The following is a 17848-nucleotide window of genomic DNA, read 5'->3' as shown; positions in this document are numbered from 1 at the left end:
AAATTTTGGAGTAACTCCAATAGTTGGAGTTGATTTAGCCGTGGCTAACAAATTAGCCCATGCTGAAACTCATGCAGTGGCAATGACTTACGTCCTTTTCTGAATTTTGCATGTTCCGCGGCATGCGCGTTGCCTTGCAAGCCGCGTATCGACCCGACGCGTTCACAGCGGTGGTGAAATGAGGCGTGTACATGATCCAAGCATTACTGCGAGTTGTGCCCCCGGCCGACAAACGAGATGAGTTCCTGACGGTACTCCAAAGCTTGTCAGGTCCGACAGAGGTCACTTACGGCTGTCACGCATGCCGAATCCTTCGAGACGCCGCCAACGCAAATGCGATTACGTATTTAGTGCAGTGGGACCGGCTCGAACAATTGGAAGAACACTTTCGATCGAATCGATTTCGGCACATCTTGCCGTACATCGACATGTCGACGGAAGTGCCACAATTGAATGTGAGTCGTCTGGACGCAGTTGGTGGGATGGAAGTGATGTTAGAGGCGATCAACACTCGAGCGACATGACCGAGCAGCTGATCTGCACACATAATTCTTTTGGCGACAAGCAAATGAAACTATTGACGATCGTTTTTTCATTGGCTCTCTGCTGCACAGCCTTTGGGCAGGATTCACCATCCAGCCAAGATGCCGAAGAAGCCGCAATTGGTAAGGCGGTGAAAGCTTACGTTGACGCCTACAACCGTGGGGACGCAAAATCACTGGCAGCCTTGTGGTCGCCCGAAGCAGTCTATACGAACCCCGGCACCCAGGAGCAAGTGGTCGGCCGCGAGGCAATCGAACAGCAGTTTGCATCGATCTTCCAAGAGAACCAAGACACCGCGTTGGCCGTGTCGTCCAAGTGGATTCAATTCATGTCGCCGACGGTGGCGTTGGAAAGTGGAGTGGCGACGGTGACGCCACCAGGCCAAGAGCCTGAGGAGACGGAGTATTCGGCAGTCTATGTCAAACGCGACGGGAATTGGCTATTGGATCGGGTTTCAGAAAAGCTGACCCCGACGACGGGGCCCAATTACGAGCGGCTTAAAGAATTGGGTTGGATCATCGGAACGTGGGTCGATGAAGATGATCATGCGAGGATTGAAACACGCTACCGGTGGACAGCTAACCGCAACTTCATCTGCCAGATGTATTCGTTGACGATTGGAGATCAAATCGAACACTCGGGAATGCAGTTGATCGGGTGGGACCCAACACGCAGAAAGATCAAGTCGTGGGTGTTTGACTCTGCCGGAGGAGTCGGTGAAGCCATTTGGAGCAAACGCGACGGAGCTTGGTACATCTACAACTCAGGAACCCTGCCAAGCGGAAGCAAGACCAGCGCGACCAACGTGATTACCTATGTCGACGACAATCGATTCACCTGGCAATCCATGAGCCGCATCGCTGACGGGGAGCTTTTACCCAACGTTGACGAAGTGGTAGTGGTCCGGCAGCAATCAGCAGCGCAACCCAAGTGATCGATCCACACGTCTCGCTTTCTTGAACACAGTTCATGCTTGCCGCAACTATTTATTACCGACGCAAGGAACTTAAACTAATGAATCGCTTGATACTGCTAGCGACCGTCGTGGCTCTGTGTCTTTGGGTTCCCACCGAAGTTTCCGCCCGTGGCGGTCGTGGTGGCGGAATGCGCGGTGGAGGTATGAGCCGTGGCGGAGGCTACTCGCGGCCATCCGTCGGACGCACCCCATCGATGAGTCGGCCGACCATGCCGACATCACGTCCCAGTACAGGAACACGGCCCAGTACAGGAACACGACCCAGTGCGGGAACACGGCCCAGTGCGGGAACACGGCCCAGTGCGGGAACACGGCCCAGTGCGGGAACACGGCCCAGTGCGGGAACGCGACCGAGCGTGGGAACACTGCCAAGCCGGGGCGGCCGTCCCAGTTCCAGCGACTTGAAAAATTTCCTCGATTTGCCGACCTCCGGCGGGACGCGGCCCGCCAATCGTCCGAGTAATCGACCATCCAACATTGCCGGAGGAGTTGCCGGTGGCATTGCCGGAGGTGCCGCAGCTGATTTCTTGCGCGATTCAGGTGCCCGGCCGAGCAATCTACCGGCCAACCGCCCCGGCATTGCGAATCGACCTTCGATTGACCGGTCACTCGCAGGAAACCGTCCGGATCGAATCGAAAATCGAAACGAACGCTATGAGATGCGTTCGAACCGGCGCGACGAAATTCGTGACCAAATCAATGACACGCCCATCCGAGACTTTTGGTCGGACCATCCATTGTGGGGCGCCTGGGCCATCACACGTCCATTCCGTTGGGCAGCCTGGGGAGGTGTGACGGGCTGGGTGGGATATGGTTGGTCCGAGCCGATCTACTATGACTATGGCGAAACCGTTTACTACCAAGATGGCGCTGTGTATCAGGGCGAACAAGCCATTGCGACCGAGGAAGAGTACGCGGCGCAGGCTGCGGAGATCGCTTCGAGCGCCCCAGAGATCCCAGCCGAGCAGTGCGAGTGGATGCCGCTGGGAGTTTTTGCATTGACGCCGGATGGCCAAGAATCTGGTCCCGAGCCAACTCTGTTTCTTCAGCTGGTGATCAGCAAAGAAGGCATCATCTCCGGTTCACTTAACGACACTGCCACCAACAGCACACAGACCATTGAAGGGATGGTCGACAAGGAATCGCAGCGGTCGGCGTGGAACGTTGTTGGGAAGCCCCGCCCCATTATGGAAACGGGAATTGCCAATCTGACCAAGGATACCGCGCCTGCTCTGGTCCATTTTGCCGACGGGACAACTCAGCAGTGGTTGTTGGTACGAATGGATGATCCACAAACTCAACAGCCATAGGCGTGCAACAATCATCGACGTTCAGCAACATTTGACAGGGAACGTGTTGGGATGAAATCTATTCCACAGCATATTCAAACGACGATCTCGGGTATGGCGATCATAATCGCGATTGCCGGATGTGGCGGCTCTCAACGGGAAGCCTCGCCGATTCGGCCGGTGCGCACCGTCCAGGTCGGAGACTTAACCGCGATCAGCGGGCGTGAGTTTCCCGGACGTGCCGTAGCCAAGGACGATGTAGAACTGTCTTTTCAGGTTTCCGGTCCCCTCGTCGCGCTGCCCGTAGATGTGGGGACAGTGGTAAAAAAAGGTGACGTCATCGCGGCGATCGATCCTCGTGATTTTGAGACCGCGCTGGCAAGTAACCAAGCTAATCTGGAACGTGCCAAAGCGAATCTGGCGGCAATGCAAAGTGGTGCTCGGCCGGAAGAGATCGAACAACTAGAAGCAGCCCTCGCACAGGCGGAAGCAAGCAAGGAGCAAGCAATTGCCGAACACGAACGCAATGAGCGTCTGATTAAGAATCAAGCGGTTTCCAAGACCGATTTTGATATTTCATTAGCAAGGACCAAACGCACCAAGGCCGAGGTCGAAAGTGCACAAGAGGCATTGAACATCGGGATGGCCGGGGCACGCCCAGAAGATATTCAAGCCAAGCGTGCTGAGATCCGCTCGCTGGAAGCTGCGGTCGCCGCCTCCGAAAATCAACTGGACGACGCGACACTTAGGGCGCCTTTCGACGGTGAGATATCAATCTGTTACGTCGATAACTTTCAGAGGGTCCAGGCCAAACAACCGATTGTCCGTCTATTTGATGTTTCAGAAATCGAAGTCACCGTTCAAGTCCCGGAGACACTGATTGGACTTGTGCCACAGGTAAAAAAAGTTCTTTGCCGCTTCGATGCCATTCCCGATCGCGAGTTTGTTGGCAAAGTGACAAAGGTTGGTAGGGAGGCCTCACAGACGACACGGACGTACCCCGTCACGATCGAGGTTCCTCAATCGGAAGACAACAAGATTTTGCCCGGGATGGCGGCAATGGTCAGGAATCATGCGACGGACGAAGACGCGGAGGGAGGCGACACAAAGGTTGCCAAGTCTTTCATCGTCCCCGCCAGATCCGTTTTTACTGCAGACGATTCACAGACCTATGTCTGGATCGTCGGCGATGGCAAGGTATCCCGTCGCGCCGTGAAGACGGGAGAGTTAACGCCGGTGGGAATTCAAATACTTCAAGGACTAGAAGCCGGAGAACAGGTTGTCACGGCAGGCGTGAATTCGCTGCGTGAAGGCCAGGAGGTGAAACTGTTGTGATTCATGCAATGAGAGTTAAATTCGCGGAGAGCGTTCTCTCCGGCATTGTTGCTAATAATGATCCGGTGTGCCGTCGATGAACCTGGCAGCAATTTCGATTGAAAAGAAGGCGATTACGCTATTCGTTATCGGGCTTGTTCTCGTTGGTGGAGTCTTTTCCTATTTTCAACTGGGACAACTAGAAGACCCCGAGTTCTCGGTCAAGACGGCGGTTATCACGACCGCGTATCCGGGTGCCAGTGCCGAACAGGTGGAACTTGAAGTCACCGATCGACTGGAAACCAAGCTACAGGAGATGACGGAACTAAAGAATGTCTATTCCAATTCGCGGCCGGGACTTTCCATCATCAAGGTGGACATCAAGAGCAACTACTGGTCCGAACGTCTGCCGCAAGTATGGGACGTGTTGCGAAAGAAGGTTGCCGACGTGGAGCCTACTTTGCCGCCAGGCGCCGGAAAGCCTAAAGTCGGAGACGATTTTGGTTATGTGTTTGGCTTTTTGCTGGCCGTGAGCAGCGATGGCTTTAGCTATGCCGAGCTAGAGCGCTACGTCAAAAACATGCGAAAAGAATTGAGCGTCGTCAAAGGCGTCGCACGCGTTGATTTTTGGGGCGTACAGGAAAAACGGATCTTTCTGGATGTCACTTCGTCGCAACTGGCGGAATTGAATCTTACGCCTGCTCAATTTATCGAAACACTCCGGTCTCAGAACATGGTCGTCGATGCCGGACGGGTTGACTACCAGACGCAACGCTTACGGGTATCGCCGAGTGGCGAATTTCGCACACCAGAAGAAATTGGCGACCTGGCAATCGCCAGCGTGATCGATGGACAGGATGAGATCATTCGCATTCGAGATTTCGCCACCGTAAATGTCGGCTACGCCACTCCTCCCAGTCACCTTCTCCGACACAACGGGCAGCAGGCAATCGCGTTGGCGATCGCGCCGGCAGCCGGCGAAAACGTGGTCGAGGTCGGCGGGAGAATCGATTCGCATCTCAATCAGCTGCTGGCCGATTTGCCGGTTGGGATCAACGTTGAACGTATTTCCTGGCAGTCCGATCAGGTCAGCGAGTCGATCCGCGCATTCATGATCAGTTTGCTCGAGGCTGTCGCCATCGTCTTGGCGCTGCTAGCCCTGACGATGGGAATTCGCCCCGGCATCATCATCGGAATCAGTGGTCTGGTGTTCCCGATATTGGGAAGTTTCATTGTGATGGCCATCATGGGAATCGACTTGCACCGAATTTCGCTGGGGGCCTTGATTATCGCGATGGGAATGATGGTCGACAACGCGATCGTTGTGACCGATGGCATCATGGTTCGAATTGCCCGAGGCATGGATCGCACCAAAGCGGCGATCGAGGCTGCCAATGGTCCGGCAATTCCATTGCTGGGCGCAACAGTCGTCGCATGCATGGCCTTCTATCCTATCTTCGCCTCGAGCTATGACACGGGCGAGTACGCCGGTAGCTTGTTCACGGTGGTCGCGATTTCCCTGCTATTGAGTTGGATCTTTTGCCAGACCGTCGCACCCTTGCTATGCATCGCGATGCTGCCGAGGCCTGCCGGGGATCAATCCGCGAGGGCCCCGTATCAAGGCAGAGTTTACGTTCTCTTTCGCAAGCTTCTGTCGTTAACGATTCGGTATCGCTTGACTTTTTTGGCAAGCATGGTGGGGCTGCTTGCTCTTTCGGCGGTCGCGTTTCAGTGGGTTCCCAAACTTTACTTTCCTGACTCCAGTCGGCTGCAAGTCATGATCGACTATTGGGCTCCCGAGGGAACGCGTATCCAGCAAACCAGTGGAAACCTGCAAAAAATTGAAGCGTACCTTCAGGAACATGAGGCGACTCGATCGGTCAGCGTTTTCGTCGGGAAAGGCCCGCCGCGTTTTTACCTGCCGGTAAGCGCGGAAGACCCTTACAGTTCCTATGGACAAATCATCGTCAATGCGAATTCGCTCGATGGCGTCAATGAATTGGTGAGAGACACCGACGTCTGGGTCAAAGAGAATGTCCCAGAAGCGATGGTGCGAGTTCGCAAATACGCCGTCGGGGCATTTGACGACTGGAAGATTGAAGCTCGGTTTAGTGGACCGGCAAACGCAGATCCCGACGTCCTACGGCAACTCGCTAAACAGGGAGCTGAGATCCTTCACGATTCGCCTTTTGCCAAGGAGGTGCGGACCAATTGGCGCGAACGCGTTCAGGCACTGGAGCCCCAATATAGCCAAGAACGCGCACGCTGGGCTGGCATTTCACGCGACGATCTGGCACGGGTGATGAAGCGAGCTTCTGACGGCATCCGTGTTGGTCAATTTCGTCAGGACGACGATCTGATTCCCATTGTGGCACGCAATGTTGAATCGGAACGACAGCGTGCGGCCACATCGCTTGACGAATTGCAAGTGACCCCCAAGCTTGGAACCAACGCTATCCCAGTCGGTCAAGTCATCGATGGTGTTGATTTGTCATGGGAAGACCCGATCATCTGGCGATGGGACCGCCGTCGCGCAATCACAGTGCAGTGCTCCCCCAATGACGTCACCGCACCAACGCTGCGAAACGCCGTGGTGGACAAATTCAATGCGATCGACCTGCCTCCCGGGTATCGCTTGGATTGGGACGGGGAGTACTGGAGCGCGAAGCAGTCACAGGAAGCCCTATTACCCGGAATCGTTCCGGCCATCGTGATCATGCTGTTCATCTTGGTGGCGTTGTTCAATGGCTTTCGGCCGATGCTAATCTGCATCGGCGTGATTCCCTTTGTCATGATTGGGGTCTCGGGCGGAATGCTGGTAACACAAACACCGTTTGGATTCATCGCTCTGTTGGGTGCGATGAGTTTGTCGGGAATGATGATCAAAAACGCCGTGGTTCTGTTGGATGAAGTCAATGCGAATCTTGCGCGAGGCCTCTCGCCCTACAACGCGGTCGTAGAGGCAGGGGTTTCACGCTTGAGCCCTGTGGTAAATGCGGCTGGCACAACCGTGCTTGGCGTTTTGCCGATGCTGCAAGACGTTTTCTGGGTCGCCTTGGCTGTGACGATTTTCTTCGGCTTGATTGTTGGAACCGTGCTGACGATGGTCATGGTCCCCACGTTGTATGCCCTGCTTTACCGGGTTCAAGCGGAATAACGTTTCGAGGCAACCTCAATGGAATCACAATTGCAACAGCTCGTCCGTCACACCCGCGTGCATGAAATCGTCGGGGACGTCATTCGTGTTCATGCGACTGGCGTTGCGCTGGGCGACCTGGCGGAAGTCCAGAATACCGACGATGAAATCTCATTGGCGCGAGTAATAGCCCTGGATCGTAACCTGGCCAGTCTTCAAGTGTTTGCGGGAGGCAAGGGCTTATCGACCGACGCGACGGTTCGCTTTCTCGGCCGACCGCTCGACGTGGTCTATTCACCGAACATTTTGGGACGCATTTTTCGTGGCTCGGGCGAGCCGATGGACGGTGGCCCCGATTTGTCAACGGAACCACGCGTCAAAGTTGGTGGCCCGACGGTCAACCCTGTGATGCGTGTGATGCCCACAAAAATGATCGAAACCGGCATACCAATGATTGATCTGTTCAATTGTCTGGTCGAAAGTCAGAAGATCCCAATCTTCTCGATCGCCGGCGAACCACACAGTGAACTTCTTGCTCGCATCGGGTTTCAAGCCAACGCTGACGTCTTGGTCTTCGGTGGTTTAGGACTGATCTTTGACGATTACTACTTCTTTCGCACGGCGTTTGAAGAGCATGGGGTCTTCGCCCGAACGGTGATGTTTGTCAATCAAGCCTCCGACCCGCTTGTCGAGCGACTGTTGGTACCCGACATGGCACTCGCGGTCGCCGAAAAATTTGCAGTGGAAGAGAACAAACGAGTTCTTGTCCTACTAACGGACATGACGGCCTATGCGGATGCGATGAAAGAGATAGGCGTTGCACAGGAGAGGATCCCCGCGGTCCGTGGCTACATGGGCGATCTATACACGCAACTGGCTCAACGTTATGAAAAAGCTTGTGACTTCAAAGGTGCCGGTTCTGTCACCATTCTGACCGTGACGACCATGCCAGGCGACGACGTAACCCATCCGGTTCCCGACAATACCGGCTATATCACCGAAGGACAGTTTTACTTGCATGGCGGTATCATTGATCCCTTTGGTTCGTTGTCACGGCTAAAGCAACATGTCATCGGAAAGGCCACTCGTGAGGATCACTCCCAAATCATGAACGCGATGGTCCGTCTCTATTCCGAGGCAGTCGAAGCGCAGCGAAAGCAGGCGATGGCGTTCGAATTATCGCCGTTCGATCAGAAGCTTCTTCGTTTCGGCACGCTATTCCGCGAGCGATTCATGGACATCCGAATCTCGATGCCGGTGACCGAAGCTCTGGACCTGTGTTGGAAAACCCTGGCGGAATGCTTTGAACCACAGGAGTTGTTGATGAAACAAGCCCTTGTGGAGAAATACTTTCCAAAAGATGTCGGACCTGTGGCAGTCAACGAGGCCCCGATTCATGGCTAAGCTCAGGCTCAGCAAGAATTCGCTTCAGCAGCAACAACAACAGCTGAAGCTCTATCAGAAACTGCTTCCGTCGCTGGATCTGAAACGCCGACAACTGACGGTGGAGGCACAAAAAGCACGTGCCGACTACCAATCTTCTCGTGGGTTCGCCGAGGAACTGGAGACTCACATCGGGCGCGAACTTCCGATGATCGCTGATGAATCGATCGATCTCAGCGGCTTGGTAAGTATGAACGGGTATCGCGTCGGCGAACAAAACGTTGTGGGAACACGGCTTCCGACTCTTGAACACGTCGAGTTTAACGTGGCGGACTACTCGCGACTGGCGACACCAGCGTGGGTGGACATTCTCATCGAAAGACTGAAGGACGCAGCCGAGGCACGCGTTCGGGCGCGTATCGCCGGCGAACGCGTCAAGATTCTTGATCATGCCGTGCGGCGGATTACACAGCGGGTCAACCTGTTCGAAAAAGTCCTAATCCCCGACGCAAAGAAACATATCCAACGGATACGCATCTTCCTCGGCGATGCTGAACGCGCCGCCGTGATCGCATCAAAGCTCTCCAAGGCAAAGCAGTCAAAAGCCGGCGAGGATTGGAGCAGCGAAGAGGGACACGCATGAGCATTGTCACGTTACATCGTGTCTCATTCGCCGGTCTAATCGGCGACAAGGAAATTCTACTTGACGATCTGCATCGGTTTGGAGTTTTGGAAATCATTCCCTCTGGCCAAGTTGCAAAGGGAGCAGCAGGGCATGCTTCCTCCGATCGCTCTCGCGAGGCATTGAAATTCCTTCTCTCGGCACCACAGCGTCGTCGGCAAGTTCAGAACTATGAGACCTTCGATCCACATGTCGTCGAACAAAAGGCCCTGGAGCTGCAGGATCGCATTGCGACCTTGGAGGCCGAGCGTGACGACCTTTTGCAACGTCTGGATGCGGCCAAACCATTTGGCAAATTTCGTTTTGTACCGAAAGAACAAATGGGCGACCTGCGGCTTTGGTTTTACGCGGTACCGCATGCCAACATTGCCCAGGTCGATGCGGCCGTTGCGGAAACGAGTGTTCGAGTTGCGGCGGCATCGGAAATCGTCGCACGAGACCCGCAGTGCTGTTATGTCGTTGTTGTCTCGCCAGTAGAAGTACCGAAAATGCCCGTACCACGGGCGAGGATTGGGTCGACAGGCCCCCACGAAATGTCGCGCAGACTCGACGAAGTTGAGCTGGCGATCGAGGACGCTCAGTCCGACCGAGCGTCGCTCACACGCTGGTGCCTTCTGTTTGCCCGTAACTTAACGGCTCTTCAAGATGCCGCGGCTCGTGCGGACGCCGATCGGCAAACCTTCGACACCGATCCGGTTTTTGCCTTGGAAGCCTGGGTCCCCGAGCTACACGTCGACGAACTGGCGCGCTACGCTCACAAGAATGGGTTCGTCTTTTCCAACCGACCACCGACCCCCGAAGAATCGCCTCCGACATTAATGCGCAATACACCGCGTGTTGAAGCGGGCGAGGACCTTGTGAATTTTTACATGACTCCCGGTTATTGGACTTGGGATCCCTCCGGCATCGTATTCATTTCGTTTGCCATTTTCTTTGCGATGATTTTGGCCGATGCGGGTTATGCAACGGTGCTCGGCCTAATGTTGCTGGTGGTTTGGCGAAAGCTCGGGCGCCCGAACACGACTGACGCCATCTTTGCGAACGCTGCCGACATCGAACAGGGCGAACCGCTTCCCGAGCGAACAACGGGGCAGCGATTCCGGCCTGTCCTGTTGATGATCGTTCTGTCCTCGATGATCTATGGCGTCATGGTCGGCAGTTACTTTGGACTTACACCATCCACTGACTCGGTGCTGGGTTACTTGCACGTGCTGGACATCAACGATTCGCATTTGATGATGGGCGTTGCTGTTTTCGTCGGCGCGTTGCACGTCGTTTTGGCAAACATCATGGATGCCCGTCGCTATCAAGATTGGCGAGACGGCCTGTCATCGTTCGGTTGGGCGGCCGCAGTAGGCGGAGGGTTACTCTTCGCAGCGGGAACCGCGATCCCGCTGGTTGCTGGGCTGAAGCTGATAGGCGTTCTTGTGGGCATAGCGGGACTGTTGCTGGTGTTGCTCTACACGGCGCGTCACGAAAAACCGCTGAAGCGATTGTTGGGCGGTTTACTCGGGCTAACGAAAGTCTCCGCTGCGTTTGGCGACGTCTTAAGTTACTTGCGTCTATTCGCGTTGGGCTTGGCGTCCGCTTCTTTGGCGACGGCGTTCAATGATATGGCATCTGGAATCTACAGCAGCATGCCACGATTCGGTCTGATTGCGGCCTTGTTAGTACTTTTATTTGGACACGCCCTGAATTTACTGCTGGGCGTGTCCAGCGGAGTGATTCATGGTCTTCGACTGAATGTGATTGAATTTTTCAATTGGGGTCTGAAAGACGAAGGGCGACGTTTTACACCCTTTCGGCGAAAAGAAGGTTCTCTATGGAATTAACATTACTCACTTTAGGATGGATCGGTTTATATGCCCCGCTGTCCCTGGGAGCCATCGGCAGCATGATTGGTTGTCTTCGAGGGGGCATGGCTGCTTGCGGCGCGATGCTGGAAGTCGAGAGCGGTTTCGGACGCTTTGTCGGCGTCGCGGCAATGCCATCCTCCCAAACCATCTATGGGATCGTGGTGACGATGGCATTGCCGACTTCGATTTCGCCCGGGAACTCTCCGGGAATGTTTTCTCTCGGCGTGCTCTCGGGCGCCGCCTTGCTTTGCAGCGCTATCGCGCAGGGCACCGCGTGTGCTGCGGCGATCAATGTTTCCAAAAACAAACCCGAGGTGTTTGGTATTTCCCTTGCCCCCGCGGCCTTGATTGAAGGCTTTGCCGTATTCGCTTTCGTCTTCGCGCTTGTATTGGCGGGACGGCTGCCCGAATGAAAGGCGATGAAAAGGCGTGGTTTAAACAGGACTCGACGATTGGTTGAACCGTAATCTCAACGACTGAACGCAATGAAAAGCAACACCAAACCATCCGCCGGTGTTCAAGAACTGATCGAACGGATTCGCGATGAGGGGGTCCAGGCGGCACAGAGCGAAGCGGATCACCTGCTAAGCGATGCCAAGCGGCAGGCAGCAAAGATCATCGCGGATGCGAAAGCCGAAGCCGAAGTGATCCAGGCGAAGGCACGTGACGAAATAGATGCCCACCGGACGGCAACGCTCGATGCGTTGCAATTGGCCGCAAGAGATACGGTACTGGATTTGAAGTCACGTGTGATCTCGCGGTTCGAGGAATTTGTCCAGCGGCTCGTTGTATCAGCGACACGCGACGAGCAACTCGTTCGCAATATTGTGCTGGTACTTGCAGGACGTGCGGCGGACGAGTTTATCCAGGACAAAGACATCAGGGTGCGGATATCAAAGGCCTTACTTGGTGACAACACGTTAAAAGAAGAGGGCAGGCAGGCCATCCTTGCTTTGTCGAGTGATATGTTGCGCGAAGGAATCGAACTCGTTCCCGATCACGAAGTCGACGGCGGGGCACGTGTTCAGCTAGTCGAAGACAGATTGGAAGTCGATCTGTCCGATCGAGCGGTTGCACGACTGATCGCACAACGCATGCTCCCCCGCTTCAGATCGATTTTGGACGGCACGGAATGATGTACTACGACCTAATCGCGAGCCTACCGCGACTCCCTCATTTCGAATCGGCTGAGCGAGTGCCGATCACCCCTCTTCGACTGAATCAACGACTTACTCGATTACACCCCGCGCATGCAGAACAGATCCACAGGGCAAGATCGCAAGTCACATTACGTCCGTCAGGCATTGCAGAACGAAGCGAAGACGCACTGATTCAAGAACATGATCATTTGTTGCAGACCGGCACCGAAAACGCACTGCAAGACTTCCTCGTCTTTCGTATGACGCAGCGGATAGTCGTCGCGGCGCTGCGGCGATTCCGAGCCGGTCTCGAACCGTGGCGAGATCTGCAACTTTGGCAGGCCAGCGGGCTGCTGTTCCAGATTCGAAAAAATTGGGACGTCCCCTTTTTTAAGCTCCAACACCTATATCCTTGGGTAACACAAGTCTCAACATTTTTGAGAGATGGTGATGCGATTGGACTGGAACGACTGCTATCGAATCTCAACTGGCACTGGCTATCTCGCTGCTCCGAACGTTCCATGTTTGGATTCCCGGCCGTCATGGCATTTGTATTTAAGTGGGACATGATTCAAGCATGGCTGGCATGCAGTGATCAGGGGGCCAAAGTTCGGTTCACAAATCTGATTGACGAGGTGACACATGAATCACAACGATAACCAAGAAGTCAATGATCGTTCGGCAGTTGTCGTTCAGGTGCGTGAAAGCCTCGTACTAGTTCAATTTGACGAGCATACTTCGGTCAAAAAGAACGAGGTGGGCTACGTGTGTGTCGGTGATGAACGGCTGAAGGCGGAAGTGCTTCGTATTCGCGGCCGCGTCGCTGATATGCAAGTGTTTGAAGACACCACGGGCGTGCGTGTAGGCGATCGGGTTGAAATGACCGGCGAAATGCTTTCGGCAACCCTGGGCCCGGGATTACTGGGACGCGTCTTTGACGGCTTGCAAAATCCATTGCACGAACTAGCTGATCAGCATGGGTTCTTTCTCCCACGTGGTGTTTCCGCGCCGCCACTGGACCTGCAGAAAGAATGGCAATTCACCCCTTGTGTATCGGTTGGTTCACGGGTTCCACCGGGCGGGGTTTTGGGGACCGTCCCCGAGGGTTCGTTCATCCATAAAATTCTCGTCCCCTTTGGAGAACCCGAGCCAGCCGTGGTGACCTGGATTGGCGAAGGCAACTACACGCTGAACGACCCGGTGGCTCGGATTGAAGTGAAAGGCGTGGAGCGTGAGGTCACCATGGTTCAACCGTGGCCAGTCCGTCGCCCCATCCCCGCGTTATTGCTGCGTCGCCAATACGCGGAACGAATGTACGCTCAGGAACCGTTGACCACCGGAACACGGATCATAGATACCTTTTTCCCTATCGCCGATGGCGGGACGGGGTGCATACCGGGACCGTTTGGAGCTGGTAAGACGGTTTTGCAAAGTACGATCGCCCGCTACGCGACGGTGGACATCGTCATCGCCGTAGCATGCGGGGAGCGTGCCGGTGAAGTCGTTGAAACCATCACGCTCTATCCGGAAACCGAAGACCCGCGGACCGGCGGAACGTTAATGGATCGGACGATCATTATCTGCAACACCTCCTCGATGCCCGTCGCGGCACGCGAAGCTTCGATTTACATGGGGGTCACACTTGCCGAATACTATCGCCAAATGGGATTGAAGGTGCTGCTGATTGCCGACTCCACTTCGCGTTGGGCACAGGCAATGCGAGAGACCTCCGGACGAATGGAAGAGATCCCTGGGGAAGAGGCATTTCCTGCATACTTGGATTCTTCCATCAAAAGTGTTTATGAGCGTGCGGGGACAATTCGCTGCGCGGACGGATCACAAGGAAGCCTCACGATGATCGGTACAGTTTCGCCAGCAGGAGGCAATTTCGAAGAACCGGTCACCCAGTCGACGCTCGGCACGGTAAAGACATTCTTGGGCTTGTCTTATGACCGTGCCTACAAACGATTTTATCCGGCAATTGATCCGCTCGTTTCTTGGTCGCGGTACTTCGATCAACTCTCGCCTTGGCTCAGTAAGAATCTTGCCCCAAACTGGTTGGACGACGTCAGACAGTTGCAGACGCTGCTTCAGAAGGGAGATGCAATCAATCAGATGATGCAAGTGACAGGAGAGGAAGGCATCACACTGGAGGACTATGTCACCTGGCAAAAATCCGTCTTGGTGGACATGGCCTATCTGCAACAGGATGCTTTTGATGAAGTCGATGCGTTCATGCCGCGGGATCGCCAACTGGAAAGCTTGCGACTTTTAAAGAGTATTGTGTATCAAAACTATGATTTTAAAAGTCGTGATGAAGCACGCGACTACTTTACCAAGGTTACCGGTACCTACAAAAATTGGAACTATAGCGCATCGGGAACCCCAGATTACGAAAGACTGAAATCTGAAATTGAAGAACTGAAGTCGAGCATGAGCGTCCGAACGGAGCAGGCGAATCTGACCTGACGCCAATGATCGAGGGACCACGATATGGCCACTTGGCCGCAGACCAAATCCCTCACCTCAAGGCCAGGGCGAGCCACAATGAATTCGATGGAAGAAAATTTAGATCGATCGGTAAAGCCCTTGAGTTACCGATGGGCGACATGAAAATGGGGGACCAGATCTGCGCACTCGAACATTGAAAATGTCCTAACGGACGCATCGACCGCGCTTCGTTAATGTGCGACCTGAAGCCACCCAACTATTCCAACGATGCGTTAGCAATCTCCAGTCACGGCGAACGTAGGCGGTTTCTTTGAGGTAGTCGGACCGAATCATCGCGCCGTTAGGGCTTCAATCCTGTAGAGAACGATTCGAATCGCTGAAGGCGTGATAGAATTGACCCACCTTTGAAAAAGGACAGGGCTCCACCATGAAGTAAATCCTCTTTTCCCCGACGACCGCTTGATTGAGGCGGCGGACGAACCCCCGTGCCGAACGTGGTTTGGCCCTGTTCGATCACTGACCTTCAGAAGTTCTTTTCGCTCCCGACGGAACATTAAGAACCAAACTTTATGAACGAATACGCATTGCATTGATGCAATATTGCCGGCTCCAACCGTACCTGTCAGGCTGAAAGCGTCTTGCCAAGCAGGATTTCACCGGTTGTCGCATTCGACTCACTGATCTGAACGTACTATGACACCGAATGACAGTCCTTCGATTGGTAGTCCAACGCCCGATGATCAGGGTGAGCAACCTCAGCTCAGCGAAACCAGAAGCCTGTGCACAACCTCGGGCGACACTGGATCGAGTTCGCATCGGAACCAAACGGCAGAGAAGTGGATCGGCAAGACATTGGGTAAGTACGAAATCACCGGAGTATTGGGGCAAGGAGGGATGGGGCTTGTGCTTCGGGCCCACGACCCGACGCTCGAACGTGATGTTGCCATCAAGGTCCTATCTGAACACTTGGCGGCCAACCCGACCGCGCTGGCTCGTTTTCAGGCGGAAGCAAAGGCTGCAGGAAAACTCAACCATGCCAACGTGGCGTCGATCCATGAGATTGCTGAAGACAAGCAGTTGCACTATCTGGTTATGGAATTGCTTGCCGGTGGAAGCGTTGCGGCTGAAATCCAGCGACGGAATGCCTACACTTCGCAAGAAGCCACGCGGATTATGATTGATGCCTGCGGTGGTATAGCGGCCGCCCATGCCGCCGGACTTGTCCATCGCGACATCAAGCCGGCAAACCTTGTGCGTTCCGATCTTGGCACTGTCAAAATCACCGATTTTGGTTTGGCGAAACTGACATCGGGAGGCGCGGGTATGCAATTGACACAATCAGGGACGATTATCGGTACGCCCTATTTTATGAGTCCTGAGCAGTGCCAGGGTCAATCTGTCGATTCCCGTACCGACATCTATGCGCTGGGCGCCACGTACTATTGTCTATTGACCGGACGCGAGCCCTATGATGATTCCGACAGCGCCGTTCAGGTTATGTTTGCCCATTGCCACAAGCGTATCCCCAATCCGCGCGATCACGATCCGTCTGTTCCTCCCGATTGCTCAGCGATCATCTCTCGCGCCATGGCAAAAGATCCGTGCGACCGGTACCAGACGGTCGAAGAGATGCTACACGATCTGCAGGCCGTGGATGCGGCCCTGTCCGGTCATCCCTCGGCCGATTTCCAAACCCGGTCCAGTGTTTCTCTCGCTGCAGCACCCCCATCGAATTCGCTTCGATCGGATCGCCGGATGTACGGGAAAATCATGCCCCTTGCCATTGTGCTGGTAGTCGCCTTGGGGATCGCCTGGAGCTTCTTTCCCTCCGCTTCGGTACCCATCGGACCACATGGAGAACCGATCAAGGTCGGTGTCTTACAATCTCTTAGCGGGACGATGTCGCGAAGTGGCACAAGCGTCGTAGACGCTACGCTGTTAGCAATTGAGGAGATCAATCTGGCGGGAGGTTTAATGGGCCGTACAGTGAAAGCCGTCGTCGCCGACGGTCGTTCGGACACGCAAACATATGCCCGAGAAGCCGAGCGTCTGATAAAAGATGACAACGTCTGTGTCGTGTTTGGTTGCTGGACGTCTGCAACTCGTAAGACCGTCAGGCCAATCTTTGAAGAACACAACCACCTATTGATTTATCCTGTGCAGTACGAAGGCATGGAGACTTGCCCCAACATCGTCTACATCGGTGCGGCGCCCAATCAACAGATCCTACCCGCCGTATCGTGGGCGAACGAGCAGGTGCATGTGAAGCGATTCTTTCTCGTAGGCTCTGACTACGTCTTCCCCCGCACAGCCAGTCAGATCATCAAAGACCAAATGAAAGAATTGGATGCCGAAGTCATTGGCGAGAGGTTTGTACCGCTGGGAAGTTTGGAGTTTAGTGAAGTTGTCAAAGAGATCAAACGCCTCAAACCGGACATGATACTGAACACCGTTGTCGGTGACTCTAACGTCGGATTCTTTAATGCACTACGTGATGCAGGGATCGGCCCCAGCGAGATTCCTTGTCTGATGTTCAGCATTGGGGAGCAAGAGCTTCGCAGTTTCAATATTCAAGACGTGGAAGGCGATTACGCTGCCTCGACCTATTTTCAGTCACTTGATAGCCAAGCGAATCAAGAGTTCGTCGAACGCTTTACGAAAAAGTATCCTCAGCATGTCATTTCCGATCCAATGGAAAACGCCTACGTCGGTGTAAAACTGTGGGCGCAAGCCGTACGTGATGCGGAGAGCATCGAGCCAGCCAAGGTCCGGCGTGCCATGCTTAATCAGCGTCTTGCTGCCCCGGAAGGCGATGTTCGCGTGGACCCAGAAACCCAGCATTGCTTCAAAACACCGCGTGTCGGCCAAATTCAAAGTGATGGTCAATTTCGAGTCGTCTGGAGTGCCGAGGCGCCGATCCGTCCTAGCCCATACCCTCTTAGCCGAACCGCGGAAGACTGGAAGGCTTTCCTACATGACCTGTACACCGGCTGGGGGAACAACTGGACCTCTCCAACGTCCCTCTAGCGGTTCAGTGTCGTTCATGAAGTTTAATTCAAACCAACCTTCACCCCAGATA

General features: G+C 54.5%; 13 protein-coding genes. All 13 read left to right on the top strand.

Annotated features, from left to right (window positions below; translation table 11 throughout):
- Window positions 1–191 precede the first annotated feature (191 nt).
- The 13 genes from FYC48_RS01450 to FYC48_RS01385 all read left to right on the top strand — a co-directional run bounded on the left by FYC48_RS01450 (window position 192) and on the right by FYC48_RS01385 (window position 17796).
- On the top strand, window positions 192–524 hold the full coding sequence (locus FYC48_RS01450) for a putative quinol monooxygenase (RefSeq protein WP_149494924.1): 333 nt from the start codon (window positions 192–194) through the stop codon (window positions 522–524).
- Window positions 525–568: 44 nt separating this feature from the next.
- Window positions 569–1477 (top strand): YybH family protein, encoded by a 909-nt coding sequence (locus FYC48_RS01445; protein ID WP_149494923.1) that lies wholly within the window; start codon window positions 569–571, stop codon window positions 1475–1477.
- Window positions 1478–1557: 80 nt separating this feature from the next.
- Window positions 1558–2829, top strand: coding sequence for a hypothetical protein (locus FYC48_RS27550; RefSeq protein WP_160149265.1), 1272 nt, complete (start codon window positions 1558–1560; stop codon window positions 2827–2829).
- A gap of 51 nt (window positions 2830–2880) precedes the next feature.
- Window positions 2881–4143 (top strand): efflux RND transporter periplasmic adaptor subunit, encoded by a 1263-nt coding sequence (locus tag FYC48_RS01430; protein ID WP_149494920.1) that lies wholly within the window; start codon window positions 2881–2883, stop codon window positions 4141–4143.
- A 76-nt stretch (window positions 4144–4219) separates the two neighbouring features.
- Window positions 4220–7279 (top strand): efflux RND transporter permease subunit, encoded by a 3060-nt coding sequence (locus tag FYC48_RS01425; protein ID WP_149494919.1) that lies wholly within the window; start codon window positions 4220–4222, stop codon window positions 7277–7279.
- Between the two features lie 18 nt (window positions 7280–7297).
- Window positions 7298–8662 (top strand): V-type ATP synthase subunit B, encoded by a 1365-nt coding sequence (locus tag FYC48_RS01420; protein ID WP_149494918.1) that lies wholly within the window; start codon window positions 7298–7300, stop codon window positions 8660–8662.
- Window positions 8655–9284: a V-type ATP synthase subunit D gene (locus FYC48_RS01415; RefSeq protein WP_149494917.1), complete on the top strand. Its 630-nt coding sequence runs from the start codon at window positions 8655–8657 to the stop codon at window positions 9282–9284. Before FYC48_RS01420 ends, FYC48_RS01415 begins: the two co-directional genes overlap by 8 nt.
- Complete coding sequence (locus FYC48_RS01410) at window positions 9281–11155, top strand: V-type ATP synthase subunit I (RefSeq protein WP_149494916.1); 1875 nt, start codon at window positions 9281–9283, stop codon at window positions 11153–11155. The genes FYC48_RS01415 and FYC48_RS01410 overlap by 4 nt, the downstream gene beginning before the upstream one ends.
- Entirely contained in the window at window positions 11146–11592 is a 447-nt protein-coding gene (locus FYC48_RS01405; protein WP_149494915.1) for an ATP synthase subunit C, read from the top strand. Before FYC48_RS01410 ends, FYC48_RS01405 begins: the two co-directional genes overlap by 10 nt.
- Window positions 11593–11664: 72 nt before the next feature.
- Window positions 11665–12315, top strand: a complete 651-nt coding sequence (locus FYC48_RS01400) for a hypothetical protein (RefSeq protein ID WP_149494914.1) — start codon at window positions 11665–11667, stop codon at window positions 12313–12315.
- Window positions 12312–12977, top strand: coding sequence for a DUF2764 family protein (locus FYC48_RS01395; RefSeq protein WP_235034014.1), 666 nt, complete (start codon window positions 12312–12314; stop codon window positions 12975–12977). Before FYC48_RS01400 ends, FYC48_RS01395 begins: the two co-directional genes overlap by 4 nt.
- Window positions 12961–14787 carry a V-type ATP synthase subunit A gene (locus FYC48_RS01390; RefSeq protein WP_149494913.1) on the top strand — a complete coding sequence of 609 codons (1827 nt, stop codon included), beginning with the start codon at window positions 12961–12963 and terminating at the stop codon, window positions 14785–14787. Before FYC48_RS01395 ends, FYC48_RS01390 begins: the two co-directional genes overlap by 17 nt.
- A 675-nt stretch (window positions 14788–15462) precedes the next feature.
- A complete protein-coding gene (locus FYC48_RS01385; protein ID WP_149494912.1) occupies window positions 15463–17796 on the top strand; it encodes a transporter substrate-binding protein in 2334 nt (777 codons plus the stop codon).
- The last annotated feature ends 52 nt before the right edge of the window (window positions 17797–17848 follow it).

It is taken from the genome of Roseiconus lacunae (assembly GCF_008312935.1).
GTDB lineage: Bacteria > Planctomycetota > Planctomycetia > Pirellulales > Pirellulaceae > Stieleria > Stieleria lacunae.
This window is presented reverse-complemented; position numbering and strand designations above follow the sequence as displayed.

Excerpts from the sequence above, each read along its gene's own strand:
- FYC48_RS01405 (WP_149494915.1), top strand. The coding sequence starts at position 11,146 with ATGGAATTAACATTACTCACTTTAGGATGGATCGGTTTATATGCCCCG.
- FYC48_RS27550 (WP_160149265.1), top strand. The coding sequence starts at position 1,558 with ATGAATCGCTTGATACTGCTAGCGACCGTCGTGGCTCTGTGTCTTTGG.
- FYC48_RS01400 (WP_149494914.1), top strand. The coding sequence starts at position 11,665 with ATGAAAAGCAACACCAAACCATCCGCCGGTGTTCAAGAACTGATCGAA.
- FYC48_RS01425 (WP_149494919.1), top strand. The coding sequence starts at position 4,220 with ATGAACCTGGCAGCAATTTCGATTGAAAAGAAGGCGATTACGCTATTC.
- FYC48_RS01395 (WP_235034014.1), top strand. The coding sequence starts at position 12,312 with ATGATGTACTACGACCTAATCGCGAGCCTACCGCGACTCCCTCATTTC.
- FYC48_RS01445 (WP_149494923.1), top strand. The coding sequence starts at position 569 with ATGAAACTATTGACGATCGTTTTTTCATTGGCTCTCTGCTGCACAGCC.
- FYC48_RS01450 (WP_149494924.1), top strand. The coding sequence starts at position 192 with ATGATCCAAGCATTACTGCGAGTTGTGCCCCCGGCCGACAAACGAGAT.
- FYC48_RS01385 (WP_149494912.1), top strand. The coding sequence starts at position 15,463 with ATGACACCGAATGACAGTCCTTCGATTGGTAGTCCAACGCCCGATGAT.
- FYC48_RS01420 (WP_149494918.1), top strand. The coding sequence starts at position 7,298 with ATGGAATCACAATTGCAACAGCTCGTCCGTCACACCCGCGTGCATGAA.
- FYC48_RS01410 (WP_149494916.1), top strand. The coding sequence starts at position 9,281 with ATGAGCATTGTCACGTTACATCGTGTCTCATTCGCCGGTCTAATCGGC.
- FYC48_RS01430 (WP_149494920.1), top strand. The coding sequence starts at position 2,881 with ATGAAATCTATTCCACAGCATATTCAAACGACGATCTCGGGTATGGCG.
- FYC48_RS01415 (WP_149494917.1), top strand. The coding sequence starts at position 8,655 with ATGGCTAAGCTCAGGCTCAGCAAGAATTCGCTTCAGCAGCAACAACAA.
- FYC48_RS01390 (WP_149494913.1), top strand. The coding sequence starts at position 12,961 with ATGAATCACAACGATAACCAAGAAGTCAATGATCGTTCGGCAGTTGTC.